Annotated in this window: 11 protein-coding genes; 6 read left to right on the top strand and 5 right to left on the bottom strand. The window is 44.6% G+C overall.

Annotation, left to right across the window (positions count from 1 at the left end):
• Positions 1-65: 65 nt before the first annotated feature.
• Both L3V27_RS02695 and L3V27_RS02690 read right to left on the bottom strand, forming a co-directional pair.
• The gene (locus L3V27_RS02695) at positions 66-1,367 is read right to left on the bottom strand and encodes an anaerobic sulfatase maturase (protein WP_237310956.1); all 1,302 of its coding nucleotides are present in this window, start codon (positions 1,365-1,367) and stop codon (positions 66-68) included.
• A gap of 114 nt (positions 1,368-1,481) precedes the next feature.
• Positions 1,482-3,008 (bottom strand): arylsulfatase, encoded by a 1,527-nt coding sequence (locus L3V27_RS02690; RefSeq protein ID WP_237310955.1) that lies wholly within the window; start codon positions 3,006-3,008, stop codon positions 1,482-1,484.
• A 140-nt stretch (positions 3,009-3,148) separates the two neighbouring features.
• Between L3V27_RS02690 and L3V27_RS02685 the strand changes: the two genes are divergently transcribed.
• Positions 3,149-4,006 carry a LysR family transcriptional regulator gene (locus L3V27_RS02685; RefSeq protein ID WP_005396661.1) on the top strand — a complete coding sequence of 286 codons (858 nt, stop codon included), beginning with the start codon at positions 3,149-3,151 and terminating at the stop codon, positions 4,004-4,006.
• 123 nt (positions 4,007-4,129) lie between these two features.
• On the opposite strand, the gene L3V27_RS02680 is transcribed toward L3V27_RS02685, so the two are convergent.
• Entirely contained in the window at positions 4,130-5,677 is a 1,548-nt protein-coding gene (locus L3V27_RS02680; RefSeq protein ID WP_046875994.1) for an arylsulfatase, read from the bottom strand.
• A 330-nt stretch (positions 5,678-6,007) separates the two neighbouring features.
• Here L3V27_RS02680 and L3V27_RS02675 point away from each other — a divergent pair, with 330 nt between their 5' ends.
• The 3 genes from L3V27_RS02675 to L3V27_RS02665 all read left to right on the top strand — a co-directional run bounded on the left by L3V27_RS02675 (position 6,008) and on the right by L3V27_RS02665 (position 9,033).
• Complete coding sequence (locus L3V27_RS02675; protein WP_237310952.1) at positions 6,008-6,379, top strand: winged helix-turn-helix domain-containing protein; 372 nt, start codon at positions 6,008-6,010, stop codon at positions 6,377-6,379.
• An 89-nt stretch (positions 6,380-6,468) separates the two neighbouring features.
• Positions 6,469-8,823, top strand: a complete 2,355-nt coding sequence (locus tag L3V27_RS02670) for a fatty acid cis/trans isomerase (protein WP_237310950.1) — start codon at positions 6,469-6,471, stop codon at positions 8,821-8,823.
• 18 nt (positions 8,824-8,841) lie between these two features.
• Positions 8,842-9,033 (top strand): hypothetical protein, encoded by a 192-nt coding sequence (locus tag L3V27_RS02665; RefSeq protein ID WP_005376565.1) that lies wholly within the window; start codon positions 8,842-8,844, stop codon positions 9,031-9,033.
• Between the two features lie 49 nt (positions 9,034-9,082).
• On the opposite strand, the gene torS is transcribed toward L3V27_RS02665, so the two are convergent.
• Positions 9,083-12,046 carry a TMAO reductase system sensor histidine kinase/response regulator TorS gene (gene torS, locus L3V27_RS02660; RefSeq protein WP_237310948.1) on the bottom strand — a complete coding sequence of 988 codons (2,964 nt, stop codon included), beginning with the start codon at positions 12,044-12,046 and terminating at the stop codon, positions 9,083-9,085.
• 43 nt (positions 12,047-12,089) lie between these two features.
• On the opposite strand from torS, the gene torT reads away from it, so the two are divergent.
• Positions 12,090-13,139, top strand: a complete 1,050-nt coding sequence (gene torT, locus L3V27_RS02655) for a TMAO reductase system periplasmic protein TorT (protein WP_080936816.1) — start codon at positions 12,090-12,092, stop codon at positions 13,137-13,139.
• Positions 13,140-13,203: 64 nt separating this feature from the next.
• Positions 13,204-13,659 (top strand): methylglyoxal synthase, encoded by a 456-nt coding sequence (locus L3V27_RS02650; protein WP_005376571.1) that lies wholly within the window; start codon positions 13,204-13,206, stop codon positions 13,657-13,659.
• Between the two features lie 77 nt (positions 13,660-13,736).
• On the opposite strand, the gene helD is transcribed toward L3V27_RS02650, so the two are convergent.
• Positions 13,737-15,806 carry a DNA helicase IV gene (gene helD, locus L3V27_RS02645; RefSeq protein WP_006742784.1) on the bottom strand — a complete coding sequence of 690 codons (2,070 nt, stop codon included), beginning with the start codon at positions 15,804-15,806 and terminating at the stop codon, positions 13,737-13,739.
• Positions 15,807-15,876: the final 70 nt, after the last annotated feature.

Genomic DNA, 15,876 nt, shown 5'->3' with positions numbered 1-15,876 from the left:
TAAGCCGTCTTTTCAATAGTTAAGTATAAGAACAAATGAAATAACTTAAGGTTATATTCACTATGTTATCTTTGTGGTTCTTCAGATTGGAGCAGCTGCGCAAGACCAACCAACATCGGTAATGCGTAATCAAAGAACATTTTGATTCCCGAACACAGATAGTTTAGTCCAGCCTCGCCATTCGGCGTTTTGATCAAACGGTTTTTCGGACACTCGCCCCAGCAATAAGGCAAGTAGGGACACTGCTTACAATACGTCGGCAAAGATTCGCGTTTTGCCATGCCAAAGGTGTATTGTCGTGTAGAGAAGGCCATGTCATTCAATGAGTGTTCATGAATGTTGGCGAGTTTGTATTCTGGGTACACATAGTGGTCGCAACTGAACACGTCGCCATTGTGCTCAATCGCCAAGCCTTTGCCACAAAACTCAGCCGTCACGCAAAGCTGAGACGGTTTCCCCATTACTTGCGCTACCGCGGTTTCAAACAGGTTAACCAGTACACGGCCAAGATCGTTATTCACCCATTCTTCAAAGGTCGCCATTAAAAAGCGCCCCCAATCTTCAGGATCGACCGACCAATCCGTCACAACAGACATTGGATGACCCGGTTTCGCCAGATCACTGCCTTTGGTTGGGATCATCTGTTCGTTCCAAAACTGCGGTGCGGTTGTTTGGAAGTCGTTCGCTTCAACCACCGGTGCAAACTGAATATATGTCACACCCAATTCTTGGGTTAAAAATCGATACACTTCGAGCGGGTATTTCGCATTGTGACGATTCACCGTCACCAACGCGTTGAATTTCACGCCATGCGCTTGGAGCTTATCTACCGCTTTCATCACCAGATCAAACGTCGGCTTACCGCTACGGGTTTTGCGATATTTGTCGTGCAGCTCTCGTGGCCCATCAATCGACAAGCCAACTAGGAAGTTGTGTTCTTTTAAAAACGCACACCACTCATCGTTTAGCAAAATGCCGTTGGTCTGAAGGTCGTTTTCAATGCGAACGCCTTTCGGCTGATGTTTCTTTTGCAGAGCTACGACATTGCGGAAGTAGTCCAACCCAAGCAGCGTTGGCTCCCCACCCTGCCATGAGAAAACAATTTCTTCGCCATCCTGACTTTCGATGTAGCTTTTCACGAACGCTTCCAATGTTGCGTCGTCCATTTTTGGCTGCTTTTCTTGGTGCAGTAAATTTTCTTTATGCAGATAAAAACAGTACTGACAATCGATGTTGCATTTTGCTCCGCCCGGCTTTGCCATCACATGGAATCGACGGTCGTACGCACCCGGAACCGTTGCTTTAGACGCCGTTTTAAGAGGAACAATAGGCATGGTAGTAGAATGGCGAGGGGAAATCTTACTCATACGTTTCTCACTATTAAATATACCCAAATAACCTCGTGAGCTTTGTACAACAAGAGTGAAGCTATTTGGGTATATAGCGCTCCGAAAAGCGCTATGGATTATCGATGTTCTTTATTACTTAGAAGACTTAGGTACGAATGAACCTGCTTCCATGCGAGGTGGGAACTCTTTAAACGTACCCATTACCTCTTTCACTTTCTCTACCGCTGGCATCATTAGGAATGAACGCTCGTACATCCAACGAGAGTAACCCATACCTTGGTCACCACGTTCGAATGGGTCGATACTCAAGTCGAAGATCAATGGAACACGAAGTTTAGTAAACGGCTTGCGCCATACATCCATGCCCGTTTCATTCTCTTGAATCATAAAGTGGAACTTGTACTTTCCTTGGCGTAATGCCACAAGATCGCCGTCATCGCTCCAGTAAACGAACTCATTACGAGCAGATTTGTCTGATTTACCCGTTAGATATGGCAGTTGGTTATAACCATCTAGGTGAACTTTATAGTCCATATCACCAACTTTCTTGCCTTTTAGTAATTCATCTTTAACTTTGGTGTCACCCGCTGCAGCAACCAATGTTGGGAAGAAGTCTTCAAGAGACATCATGCCATTAAAGGTTTCGCCAGCTTTGATGTGACCAGGCCATTTGATAAGAGCAGGAACACGGAAGCTTCCTTCCCAGCCAGTGTTTTTCTCAGAGCGGAATGGTGTCATCCCTGCATCAGGCCACAAATCAACCATAGGGCCGTTGTCAGTGGTGTAAACAATGATTGTATTGTCATCCACACCTAACTCTTTGATCTTGTTAAGTAGCTGACCGATTTGATCATCGTGCTGCTTAACACCATCCGCGTAGAAACCAGCACCTGTTTTACCTTTGTATTCTTCAGGAACATGCGTGAAGTTGTGCATGCGAGTGGTGTTAAACCAAGTAAAGAACGGCTTATCCGCTTTTACTTGTTTTTCTATGAAGGTTTCCGCAGCATCAAGGAATTCACCGTCAACATTTTCCATACGCTTACGCGTAAGTGGACCGGTATCTTCAATTTTGCCGTCAGCGTAAGAGTGGATTACGCCACGAGGGCCAAATTTCTTCTTGAACTCTGGATCTTTAGGATAATCCACGTTCTCTGGCTCTTCTTCCGCGTTCAAGTGATATAGGTTGCCGAAAAACTCATCAAAACCGTGGTTGGTAGGAAGGTGTTCGTCTCGGTCGCCTAAATGGTTCTTACCAAATTGTCCGGTTGCATAACCCATTTGCTTAAGCACGGTTGCAATCGTTGGATCTTTTTCCGAGATACCTTGCGGAGCGCCTGGTAAGCCCACTTTTGATAGACCAGTACGTTTTGGCATTTGACCAGTAATGAATGCAGAACGGCCTGCTGTCGAACTTTGCTGTGCGTAGAAGTTAGTGAACTTCGCACCTTCTTTAGCAATGCTATCGATGTTCGGCGTGTTGTACGCCATCATGCCTTGGTTGTAGGTACTAAGGTTCCAGTAACCAACATCATCACCAAAGATGACAAGAATGTTGGGTTTGTCCGCTGCGTGTGCAACTGCAGATGCAGCGCCTAATGCTAACGTACATGCGTTAAGTACGAGTTTTTTACTGCTCGTTTTGGTCGCATTTTTCATATTATCTCCAAGAGTTCGCTAGTGCGTAAAAATGGTATTCGCTTTTCAATACCATTGTTGATATAAGATAAAGCACTAATTTCAGGCGATAAATGCAGTCAGAATTAGTTAACCTATAAATTAAATTTATGAGTAACGTTATGGACTTGAATTTGATCCAAACTTTTCTTGTTGTCGCGGAGTTCCAATCTTATACGAAAGCCGCGGAACAATTGGGGCTGACACAACCTGCTGTGAGCGCTGCAATAAAGCGTTTAGAACAAGTGGTCGATAAGCAATTATTTGTCAAAAAAGGGCGAGGTATTGCACTAACATCCACCGCCTATCAACTGCTACCGCAATTCCAGCAAGCGGTTAATATCATTGACAATGCGATATCCGATAAGAATCATTTTGAAGTGTGTTGTTCCGAAATTTTATTGCACATTATGGACCCGATAAAGAACACTATTTTTTATGAATCGCCACCCGAAAAGTTCTTATTATTTGAGCTTCTAAGACAACAAAAAGTCGATCTTGTCATTGATACTGTTATCACAAAAGATGCCGCATTTATTATTGAAGATGCCTACGAAGAAGAGGCGGTGATTATCTGTCGTGAGAATCATCCCCGCGTGCAAGGCTCGCTCTCAAAAGAACAGTTTTATGAGGAAACTCACTGTTTGTTTTCAGGGAAATGGAACAACATGAGCGGTTTTGAACAGCTATCCCAAGAAACTATTCAAGAGAGAAAAGTCGATTTGATCACATCTTCGCTTGCAGGTATGGCGTTGTACGTCGCGCAACGCGATTGTTTAGGCTTAGTGTCTCAATCTTTTGCAAACAAATGGAGTAAAGCCCTTAAGCTTCAAGTTCTGCAATGCCCTATTTCTATATGCGCTATCCCTTACAAGTTTGTTTACCACAAGCGAGAGATGAACAACCCTGCTCATATTGCGCTACGTGAAAAAATTAAAGCGAACTTAACGGCAGCCCACTACGAGCCAGTTTCCTTGTAGGCCTTGTTGATTCGCATTTTCTTTGCCATTCGTTGCTCTAAAAGCTTTTATTAGACGAAAAAAAGAGGCTCATATGAGCCTCTTTTCTATATGGTTGCATCGTATTGCTTACGTAGCACTAGCCTACTTATTTGGGTTCTCTTTTAATTTCTCCATCACCTGATCGAGTGAGAAGCTTGCCGCTTTTTGCCTTGGTGGGAACTCTTTAAATGTTTCGAGGAATCTGCCTACGTAAGCTTGCGCAGGAACAAGCATGTAAGCACGGTCTAGCATCCAATCATAGTAGGTGTTGGAAGTGATATCTGCCACTTCGTAAGGGTCCATACGTAAATTGAAGATCTTAGGAACTCGAAGTGTGGTGAATGGTTCCGCCCAAATGCGCAGCGTACCTTTTGCTCGTTGCTCCATGAAAACCAGTTTCCACTTGTTATAACGAAGTGCGGTTAAGTCTCCATCATCCGAGAAGTAAAAAATCTCTTCACGCGGTGCTTTCTCTTCTTTGCCAGTTAAATATGGCAGGAAGTTGTAACCATCGAGATGAACTTTGAATTTCTTACCATTCGCACTATAGCCTTTGAGTAATTTCTCTTTGATACTGTCATCACCCGCGGCAGCAACGAAAGTTGGCATCCAGTCCATATGGTGCATGATATCATTCGAGACAGAGCCAGCTTTAATTTTACCCGGCCAACGCACCATCGCAGGGACTCGATACGCACCTTCCCAGTTGGTATTTTTCTCTCCACGGAATGGCGTGGTACCTGCATCTGGCCACGAGTTCATGTGTGGACCATTATCGGTTGAATAAAAGACTATCGTGTTGTCTTTTATGCCCAAATCGTCCACTTTTTTCAGTAGTTGGCCGACATGATTATCATGCTCAACCATGCCATCTGCATACTCACTGATGCCTGTTTTTCCCGAATTCTCTTCTTTCACGTGGGTGCGGAAATGCATACGCGTTGCGTTCCACCAAACGAAGAAAGGTTTTTCAGCTTTGACGGCACGATCCATAAAATCGAGAGCCGCATCCAACGTCTCTTCATCCACGGTTTCCATACGCTTGCGAGTCAGAGGCCCGGTGTCCTCGATTTTGCCGTCAGCGTACGAGCGAATAACGCCTCGTGGACCAAACTTTTTACGAAACTCTGGATCTTTAGGGTAATCGACGTTTTCTGGTTCTTCCTCGGCGTTCAAGTGATAAAGGTTGCCAAAAAATTCATCGAAGCCGTGGTTAGTAGGCAGGTGTTCGTCTTTGTCGCCTAAATGATTTTTACCAAATTGACCCGTCATATAGCCCATCGGCTTCAACATTTCGGCAATGGTGGCATCTTCTTCCTTCAAGCCAAGATCTGCGCCAGGAAGCCCTACTTTACTTAAACCCGTTCTAAGGACGGTCTGGCCGGTGATAAAAGTAGAACGGCCCGCAGTACAAGATTGTTCACCGTAATAATCCGTGAACATCATGCCCTCTTTCGCGATGCTGTCTATGTTTGGTGTTTTGTATCCCATCAAGCCGAAGGTGTAAGCACTGAGATTGGACTGGCCAATATCATCACCCCAAATGACGAGAATGTTAGGTTTCTCTGCCGCGATACTGCTACTTGTCGCGCCAATTAAGGCGGCGGCAAGAATCGCTAATCGACGTTTTACGCCATATTTCGCTGTCATATAAACCTCTATGTGTATTAGAAAAGAGCTTCCTGCAACAGAATGTATAGTCTAGAAATAGTGGATAAGCGAATCTTAGAAATAAGAACTTTAGAGACATTAACAGCTGCTCTAGTCTCCAAAATAGCTGATTATTTGCTTTAGAAATTGTGGTAATACTTATTGATTTGGCGATTTAAATTGGTGCTCTTTCCGTCGTAGAGTTATTTCTTCCATATCAGAATTTTGATATGACTCAGACATATTGCATTACAAATAAAATACAGCATTGATTTCACGCCAACATTAATGATAATAGTTTTTACTATCATTAATAATTAAAATGCCAATATGTTTGAGTCTACCCTTTCGTCTGCTCCTAAGACGGCAGCTTCCGATTACGGTCTCAATAATGAATATGAGCTCGTACTGGACAAGCACAGCCATACTGTGATGATAAATCGTCCGCCAGACAAAAAGTTAGTTCAGCTTACAAGCGTTCAATTCGAGCTGCTCCGTACTCTGACTCATTATCAAGATCAAGTACTTAGCAAACCTTTCCTTTATGAAACGGTACTGAAGCGCACGTTCTCAGAGCATGACCGCGCACTCGATATGCACATTAGTAGAATAAGAAAACGACTGGTTAGCGAAGGGATTAATGCGGATCGAATTCAGACCGTTCATCGACAAGGTTATGTATTTAAGCATGCGAAAAAGTAAAGAAATCGCGGCGAATTGCTCCAACTTTTGGTAATTGACCGCTTATTTTGCTTTAATTAATGCAAATTCTAATCACGTAAAATAACTCAATGAATTTGCGCTTAATTTTTATACTTTGCATTGCTACATTGTTTGCTGGCTGCGCAACCTATGCAGGCCTTAACTATGACCAACTGTTTGGTCCACAGCTCGTTCGTGAACGTACGGCGGACGTAGCTACACCTCAAGCAAACTTCTTCCAAAGCGAAGTCAAACCCATTATGGATAACCGCTGTGTCGTCTGTCATGCGTGCTACGATGCACCATGTCAGCTTAAGCTTTCTTCCGTTGAGGGTATTGACCGTGGCGCGAGCAAAGCACTGGTATATGAAGGAACAAGACTTACTGCCGCCGCGCCAACACGCTTATTCGAAGATGCAGAAACAACCCAAGAGTGGCGCGATGCGGGTTTTCATCCGGTACTTAACGAACGTGATCAGAGCATGGCGGCTAACATTGATGCAGGCCTCATTGCACGTTTGCTACAACAAAAAGAACGCCACCCGCTGCCTGATCAAGTCCAGTTAGAAGGTTTTGATTTTTCGATAGACCGAGAACAAACCTGTCCAACAATTGAAGAGTACAAACAGTACGAAAAAGATAACCCAACCTGGGGAATGCCTTTTGGTATGCCAAACCTATCAAATAGTGAATACCACACACTGATGACTTGGCTGGAAAACGGCGCGATAATGAACGTTCACCAACCAATTAGTGAACAAGAGCAAGCTCAAATTGACAAGTATGAAACTTTGCTCAATCGCGCTGATCTAAAAAATCAACTGATGGCTCGCTATATTTACGAGCATTTGTTTTTGTCTCACCTCTACTTTTCAGAACTCACTGAAGATCCTCGATTTTTTACGTTAGTTCGTTCTTCTACTCCACCGGGGCAACCAGTAAAACGTATTTCAACACGTCGCCCGTACGATGATCCCGGGGTTGAGCGCGTGTTTTATCGAATTATTCCAGAACAAGGGACGATTGTAGATAAAACGCACATGCCGTTCGCGTTAAACAAGCAACGTATTGAAAACTGGAACACATGGTTTATCGATGCTGATTACACGGTTAATCAACTACCGAGTTATGAACCTGAAGTTGCTGCAAACCCGATGACATCATTTATCGATCTTCCGGTTAAATCACGCTTCAAGTTTATGTTGGACAATGCGCAAAACACGATCATGGCTTACATTAAAGGGCCTGTTTGTCGTGGCCAACTTGCACTGAATGTTATCAATGATCGCTTTTGGATATTCTTTCTAGATCCAGATAAAGCAGATATCCCTGAAGTAAATGAGTTTTACCGATCTCAGGCTGATAACCTAAGACTGCCAGCAGAGCAGGAAAGCAACACGCTGCCTGTTACCAACTGGGTTAAATACGCGCGTCAGCAAGCTCGCTACCTAGAAGCCAAGTCTGAATTTACCAATAACTGGTTTAAGGAAGGCGAAAACCTATCCACCGACGTAATTTGGGACGGTAATGGCACCAACCACAATGCGGCATTAACGATTTTCCGCCACTTTGACAGCGCGTCTGTCGTACAAGGGTTAGTTGGCGAGCAGCCGAAAACGGTATGGATTCTTGACTACGCGTTACTAGAACGCATCCACTATTTGCTCGTTGCTGGGTTTGATGTGTATGGCAACTTCGGCCACCAACTCATGACACGAATGTTCATGGACTTCTTGCGTCTGGAAGGCGAAAGTAACTTTATCTCGTTGCTGCCAACCGACATGCGTCATGAACTGCAATCAAGCTGGTATAAAGATCAAAGTCCACAGTTAAGTGACTTTTTACAACGCAACGTGAAGCCATTTAACCAACCAACCAGCGTCGAGTTCAAAACTGACGATCCAAAAACAGAGTTAGTCGAGTTGCTTAGAGAACGAGTTTCAGATGTTCTTCTTCCGCGCTACGAGGTTAAAGATACTGAGCTTTCTGCTCAAAGTGAACAACAGCTCCAACGTATTGGCCAAGTTCGTGGAGAAGGCCTGAAAACCGTTCCGCAAATCACCATGCTTATGGTGAGAAGCCAGTCTGGAAAAGATGAGTTATTCACCCTACTTCACAATAATGCACACACGAATATTTCTAGCTTGTTTGATGAAGAAAGCAACCGCGACTTTGCTAACGATGATATGACCATCGTACGTGGCGTTGTGGGGAGCTACCCAGCGGCATTTTTCTCGATCAACGAAAATCAAGTAAAAGAATTTGTCGATCAATTTAGTGCCATCCAAAATGAATCCGATTACGTTAAGTTGTTGGATAATTTTGCGATTCGCAGAAGCTCAGACAAATTCTGGCCGTTTAGCGATCGTCTGCACAATTGGTACCGTACAAAACAACCGATCGAATTTGGATTACTTGACTATAATCGTTTTGAGAATCGATGATGATTTAAGGGGGTTCTCATGGGTATCCGAGATAACATTGCCGCTCTTGAACAACAGATTTACGTTGCTTGTTCTGAGGGAGACTACGAAACGGTCAACATGCTTGAGCATCAACTCGAATACTTGCGTGGCAAAGTGGAGCATCCTTTTGATGACGACCCTTATGCCCTAGACACTCGATTCGAGTGGGAAGATGACATGACCGAATAGAAAAAACCTCCGGCTTGCCGGAGGTTTTTGTTTTTGGGATGCAATTGATTTACTTCGCCATCAACTCATCAAGAGCTTGAATTGATTCAGACACTTGAGACGCCAATTGATCTTTAGTCGCCATATAGGTTTCTAAAGGTTGAGGCGCAGCTTCAATTGCTTGGCAAGAGTTCATTAATGCCGTAAGCCCTAAACTCCCTGCGCTGCCTTTTAGTTTGTGAGCAAGGTTCTTCACTTCTTTACTGTCATTACCACCAGCAGACGCTTGCAGCTTGCTTAGTACATCGGCACTGGTCGTTCTAAACAGATTAATGATGTGCAACATCTTCTCTCTGCCCAAGATTTTCATATCGGACTCAATCACGCTCGGGTTAATGATGACCACATCTGATTCCTCTGTTTTAGGGACTTGAACAACCTTTGATTGTATCGCTTGTTCTTGAGGCGAAGTTTGATCAAACGGGGTACAGTCGGCATTTTGTGGCAACAACAACGGTTTTCCATCCAGCACGTCCTGAATCAATGCCGCTAGAGCTTCTTTTGCCAATGGTTTAGGTAAATACCCGTCAAAACCTGCAGCTAAATAGCGCTCAACTTCTTCGGCAAAAACGTGCGCAGACACTGCGATCATAGGCGTAGCAGCAAGGGCTTTATTGGCTGGTTTGTTACATTCAATTTGTTTTAAACGTTGGATTAACTCGGTTCCATCACAGTCTGGCAAGTTGATGTCGACTAAAGCGATATCAAAATCCTGCGTGCTGATCAGTTGCTCTGCCTGTGAGCCGTTTTCTGCCATCACGACCTGGTGGCCCATGCTTTCTAAAAAGCCTTCCGCAACCACTCGGTTTACTTCATTGTCTTCTACCAACAAGACTTTCGCTTTCACTTTGCAGCGCGCGGTTGCCACTGCACCGGTTTCAACAGGCTCACTTTCCTCTAATGGAATGGAAAACCAGAATCGACTGCCATCTCCTTCTTCAGAATCGACTTCTAAAATACCGCCCATCGCTTCAATGATTCGTTTACTGATGGCCAAGCCAAGCCCCGTTCCTCCAGTTTGACTCATCCCACCTTCGGCTTGCGTGAAGGCATCAAACAACGTTCTCTGATCTTTTTTGGCAATACCTATCCCGGTGTCTGATACTTCAAATAGGACTTGCGACTCATCCTCTGGGTTGAGGCTAACGTAGATATCAATTTCACCTTCGTCAGTAAATTTAATCGCGTTTCCGACAAGGTTGTTAAGCACTTGACTGATTCTGGTGACATCCCCTTTCCAATAGCGACTTACATCACTTTCAATATGATAGGAAAACAACAGCTTCTTCTCTTGAGCTCGGCTGTTCATTAACTGGAAAGTGTCTTCAACCATTTGGTGTAAATCGAAGCCCATGTGGCGAATCTCTAAATGCCCTGCTTCAATCTTGGAGTAGTCCAGCACATCATTCAGAATCGCGAGCAACGTTTTACCACTGCGGTTGATGATTTCCGCATAACGCTTTTGAATAGGGTTGAGGCCGGAGTCAATCAACAGACGTGCTGTTCCGAGCACTCCATTCATCGGCGTTCTGATCTCATGGCTCATGGTCGCCAAGAATGCTGATTTAGCTCGACTCGCTTGCTCTGCTTGCTTACGAGCTTTCGCGTGATTCAAAACCTCTTCATTCAAACGGCGGTTCGCTTGTTTTAACTGTGAAGTGCGTTGCTCAACGAGCTCTTCCAAATGCTCTTTGTGCTCTTCGAGCTCTCGCTTGGCTTGAGCTTCTCCCTCTGCGACCACTTTTAGCGCTTGCGCTGTATTTCGAGCCGTGATGATAGCTTGCCCCATATGCGCTAGCTCGTCTTTGCCTTTTACCTCCAGCTCGACGGCTAAGTTACCCTGCGCCACAGAAAGCAGCGCGGCAGAGTACTCTGCCAATCGCTTAACCACAGAAAGGTATACAACACGCCATAAAATCAGCACCAACACAATCAAACCAACAATTGAAATCACCGTTAGAGACCACTGAGCGAATTTCAGCGTGCTCGTCAATTCATCCACAGCAACGGTTGTCGTTTTGTTTGAATCATCAACCAATTTGTTTACGGTGCCATTCAGCTCCGAAAACAATTCCAGTGTCTTTTGCATAAGTTGTTGAGATTGTTCGTTATTCTCATACTGCTGCATCAAAATAGTGAACACGACCTGACGCTTACCGAGCTCTGTTAGTAGTTGGCTCATTTGTTTAGAGCGAGTGGGATCTTCTACGGCAAGCACACGGCGCTTCATGATTTTGAGATTACTTTCAAAATCACTTTGCACCTGCTGGATTCGCTCAATATTGGTTAATGTGCGAGCTTCTTCAATTTGATTCAGCATTTTAAAAGCCAATAAGTGCAGCTCATGCAATCTCTCTGTCAGATCTAGATCCACTTCCACCAGCGCATCTAGTGCCTGATAAACTTGCGATTTTTTATTCGATTCTAATAAATCATAGATATGTGTGACGTTAGCAACGGCAATGGTGCTCGTGTTCTGAACTTGCGTGCGAGTTAGCTGTTCCAACTCTTCACTCAGTAAGCGCATCTCTTCGACACGAGTATCAATCTCTTTTGCCAGCCACAGCTTTCTTTCAACCGAAACACCAAGTTCTGCCAAGTTGTCGATAACGTTCTGGACGTTACTCTCGAGATCTTCTAGCAATTGAGAATCAAACGACTCACTCCCCAGCTCTTTGATATGAGTAAGCAATGATTCGAGCTGTTCGAAAAGCACACGCCCAGACTCTTTTCTTTCCTGCTCGTTTCTTGCGTTTGATAACAGTTGTACAGACGAAATGATGCGAGTACTCAACTCAGAGACTTGCCTCGCTTCAATCATGGCGGGAATTGCAGAATCCACGACATTTCTTTCCGTCTTGGCAACTAAAGAAAATCCAGACACACCAATAAGTGCCGATAACATAACCAGCATTGCCATCGCAATGAAAGACAACAAGAGTTTACGACCGATGCTTGCGGTTGCTAGCAACATATTTTCATGACCTTAATGTTCGTGTTCAGCGACATATTACGTTATATTTTGCAGTGTTTACTTAATCTATGCCAACGAACTTCATTTCATGGTTAAAAATCAACACGCATTTCGCACAATTTTCAAACATTCTGCAGTCACATTAGCCCTTGTCGCTTCTTTACCAGTGGTTGCAGCAGAAAAAGTATGTGCCATCTACCCTCACCTAAAGGATTCATACTGGTTATCCGTAAACTATGGAATGGTGTCCGAAGCGAAAAAAGAAGGCGTCGAGCTGAGAGTCCTTGAAGCGGGTGGCTACCCAAACAAAACGCGTCAAGAACAACAACTCGCACTGTGCAGCCAATGGGGAGCAGATGCGATTGTCCTTGGGACCGTGGACCCACAAGCCTATGAACATTCGCTTAAGAATTGGGTCGGGAACATTCCTGTCTTTGCTACTGTAAACCAACTCGATCTGGATGAAGAGCAAAGTGAGCTGTTAAAAGGTACGGTCGGTGTTGACTGGCACTGGATGGGATACGAAGCAGGAAAATATCTGGCTGCTCGCCATCCAAAGGGATCAGGAAAAACAAACATTGCCTTACTTTTGGGGCCGCGTACTCGTGGAGGTACGAAGCCCGTGACTGCCGGATTTTATGAAGCGATCCAAGGAAGTGATATCAACATCGTTGACTCGTTTTGGGCAGACAACGACAAAGAGTTACAACGTAACTTGGTTCAACGTGTGATTGATATGGGAAATATAGATTATATCGTTGGCAGCGCGGTGGCGATTGAAGCCGCTATCAGTGAACTGCGTAGCGCAGGCAAAGCTGAGGAGATCGGTTTGGTTTCTGTGTACTTAAGTCATGGTGTTTACCGAGGACTATTGCGTAACAAAGTGCTCTTCGCACCAACAGATAAAATGGTGCAGCAAGGCAGGCTTTCCGTCATGCAAGCAGCGCATTACTTAAGGGGTGAAGAGTATGACAAACATGCCTCACCAACCATCAAACCACTGACTCCCAAGACGCTTCATGACGATACGATCGAAGAATCGTTATCTCCGTCAGAATATAGGCCAACATTCCGTGTTAAGGCTGTTGATTGAAAGACAAAAAACGTGTTCTATTAAATAACAACAATTTTAAAATCATACAAACGGAAACATCTTGATGCAAAAAACCATTCGTACCATGCCAACCCACAAACATGTGGCTTTGGTTGCCCATGACAACTGCAAACCTGAGCTACTTCGCTGGGTAAAAGAAAACAAAGAAAAACTGCAGAGTCACTTTCTTTACGCGACTGGCACAACCGGACACATGCTGAGCAAAGAAACTGGACTGGCGATTAAGAGCATGATCAGTGGCCCTATGGGCGGTGACCAACAACTTGGCGCGCTCATTTCAGAAGGTAAGATCGACGTTCTCGTTTTCTTCTGGGATCCGCTAAACGCCGTACCTCACGACCCAGACGTTAAAGCGCTTCTTCGTATTGCTAGCGTTTGGAATATTCCTGTGGCAACGAACCGAGCCACCGCTAAGTTCCTGTTTAACTCCCCTCTTCTTGAGCAAGAAGTAGATATTGAAGTACCGGATTACGAAGCGTATCTTGCTGAACGCATGTAAGCTTTGATTCCAACCGAATAACGTAAAGGCGATACTGAGTATCGCCTTTATTGTTTCTAAAATTCAGAACTCTGCCTTCAACGCGAAGTGATGATCGGATAATCACCATTGACGAGCTCTTGAACAAATGCGGACCCAGCGCCAGTGTGCGTAATCCAAACTTTCTCTTTCGCACGCGTAATCGCCACGTAAAACAGCCTGCGCTCTTCTGCGTGAGGGAATTTGTCTTTGGACTCGGTCAATGCGCCATCAATGTGAATTTGCTTCTTCTTCGCAGGGAACTGCCCCTCATCCACAGAAAGAATAATGACAAAATCAGCCTCTCGCCCTTTACTCGCATGGCAAGTCATAAAACGAATATCGAGATTAGGAAAACGTCGCAACCAATCGTCATACAAGTCGGGCTTATGATAATGATTACGTCCTAACAATAAGACTGACTTGGTTTGCTTGGCTTGTTGATTCAATTGATCCAAGATCTTTTCAACTTGGTTACTCGGTGCGGTATGCACACTCTTCTGCTTACGTTGCTTGTGGCTATTTAGTGTTTTCGGCAATTGCGATGGGTTTTGCTGCACAAAAGTGTTTGCCACATCACCAATCTGATTGTTGAAACGATAAGTCGTATCTAGATGATGAACGGTAGAGTGAGCAAAGCGCTCTTTAAACCCAGTGATAAGATCGACGTCCGCACCAGCAAACTGATAGATGGCCTGCCAGTCATCACCAACCGCAAACAACGTCGCACCCGCTTGTTTCTGAGTGGATTCACACAGTGCTTCAATCAGCGCTAAACGGTCTGGAGAGATATCTTGGTACTCATCGACCATAATGAAGCGCCATGGAGAGACAAATTTCCCTTTATTTACATAATCTGTCGCACGACTGATCATGGTAGGGAAATCCACTTGATTGCTTTCTTTAAGCATTTTCTGCCACGCCGTAAAACATGGCCAACACAAGGCGAGTTCGCTGTTTAAACGAGTATAGTCTTGGTGATTTACCAACTTTTCTTGCACTTGCTTTTTGGTTAGCCCTACCGCAGCTAAGTGAGACAACTGAGAGTCTAGCCACGCGATCAGTTTTGGGTTTTCTGAGTGACTTCCTAACTCATCGTCCCCTTTTAAATAGGCAATCGGCCATTTGTCTAAATGTTTTTGCCAACGTTTAAAGTTAGTAGGCGTCATCCAATGCTTTTTCAGCCAATCTACACACCATGCCGTTCGCTGGTTGTCATCTAACGCCAACGGACTGATCTCAACAGGCTGTTGCTCAACTTGATTAAGTATATATAAGCCTAGTTGATGGAACGTATTCACACGCACACCGTCTGCGGCCATGCCTACTTTATCCACTAAACGCTCTTTCATTTCAGTCGCGGCATCACGACCGAAAGCCAGCATAAGCAACTCTTCTGCTTGAGCCTGGTGGCTTTGCAACAAGTATGCAACTCGAGCCGTTAAAACACTGGTTTTGCCAGAGCCTGCGCCAGCAAGGACTAAGTTGTGATCATCGTTGAGCAACACCGCATATTGCTGGGATAAGTTTAAAGGCGAAGATTCTATGCGATTAAACAGCACTTCCCAATTCGGACGCTCTTCCTCAAGCCAATCACGATTACGCTCACCAAGCGTCGCAGACGTATCAATAAGCCAAGGTTCGATTTCCGCCATGCGATTCGGCATCCGCATTTTGGCTTCTTCTAGAGTGGTTTTCATTTCGCTTAACTCTTGGTTAAGACTTTCCACCCAGGAGACCACTTGAGAGTGCGATAGATAGGCAGGAAGATGCTTAAGTTTGTAGAGCTCTTCTTCCCACTTAGGTAGATACTCAGCCAGTTTTCGGCACTGAGTATTGTGCCATTCTTGATACTGACGAACAGCTTCAAGAGCAAACTTACGGCATTGTGGCCACGGTAGCCCTTGTACTAGCCAGCTTTGTTGTTTGCCTTCGTGCTCATGAGCAAAAAACTGCAAAGAGCTCCATAACAACCCACGCTTTACGCTAACTTTGCCATTCCAGATCGTAAAAGGAATATGTTCTTCACTGCCTATTGAGCTTAATAAAACACTGTTCTCTTTTATTTCGACGTGATGGTACTCATTTTGAATAAAAAACTGTGCTTTGCTAGTGGCAGTGAGCTGCATGAAACGTGCGCCTTTTAATTTAGAAGTTGTCGATTTATATCATTTTAAGGCGCCAAATTGTAGCAATGGC

It is taken from the genome of Vibrio sp. J2-3(2022), from assembly GCF_021725735.1.
Taxonomy (GTDB): Bacteria; Pseudomonadota; Gammaproteobacteria; order Enterobacterales; family Vibrionaceae; genus Vibrio; species Vibrio diabolicus.
Note: the sequence above shows the minus strand (reverse complement) of the source record. Positions and strands in the feature narration are given on the sequence as shown.

Excerpts from the sequence above, each read along its gene's own strand:
- torS (WP_237310948.1), bottom strand. The coding sequence starts at position 12,046 with ATGTTGCTAGCAACCGCAAGCATCGGTCGTAAACTCTTGTTGTCTTTC.
- L3V27_RS02685 (WP_005396661.1), top strand. The coding sequence starts at position 3,149 with ATGGACTTGAATTTGATCCAAACTTTTCTTGTTGTCGCGGAGTTCCAA.
- L3V27_RS02665 (WP_005376565.1), top strand. The coding sequence starts at position 8,842 with ATGGGTATCCGAGATAACATTGCCGCTCTTGAACAACAGATTTACGTT.
- L3V27_RS02675 (WP_237310952.1), top strand. The coding sequence starts at position 6,008 with ATGTTTGAGTCTACCCTTTCGTCTGCTCCTAAGACGGCAGCTTCCGAT.
- L3V27_RS02680 (WP_046875994.1), bottom strand. The coding sequence starts at position 5,677 with ATGACAGCGAAATATGGCGTAAAACGTCGATTAGCGATTCTTGCCGCC.
- helD (WP_006742784.1), bottom strand. The coding sequence starts at position 15,806 with ATGCAGCTCACTGCCACTAGCAAAGCACAGTTTTTTATTCAAAATGAG.
- L3V27_RS02650 (WP_005376571.1), top strand. The coding sequence starts at position 13,204 with ATGCAAAAAACCATTCGTACCATGCCAACCCACAAACATGTGGCTTTG.
- L3V27_RS02670 (WP_237310950.1), top strand. The coding sequence starts at position 6,469 with ATGAATTTGCGCTTAATTTTTATACTTTGCATTGCTACATTGTTTGCT.
- L3V27_RS02695 (WP_237310956.1), bottom strand. The coding sequence starts at position 1,367 with ATGAGTAAGATTTCCCCTCGCCATTCTACTACCATGCCTATTGTTCCT.
- L3V27_RS02690 (WP_237310955.1), bottom strand. The coding sequence starts at position 3,008 with ATGAAAAATGCGACCAAAACGAGCAGTAAAAAACTCGTACTTAACGCA.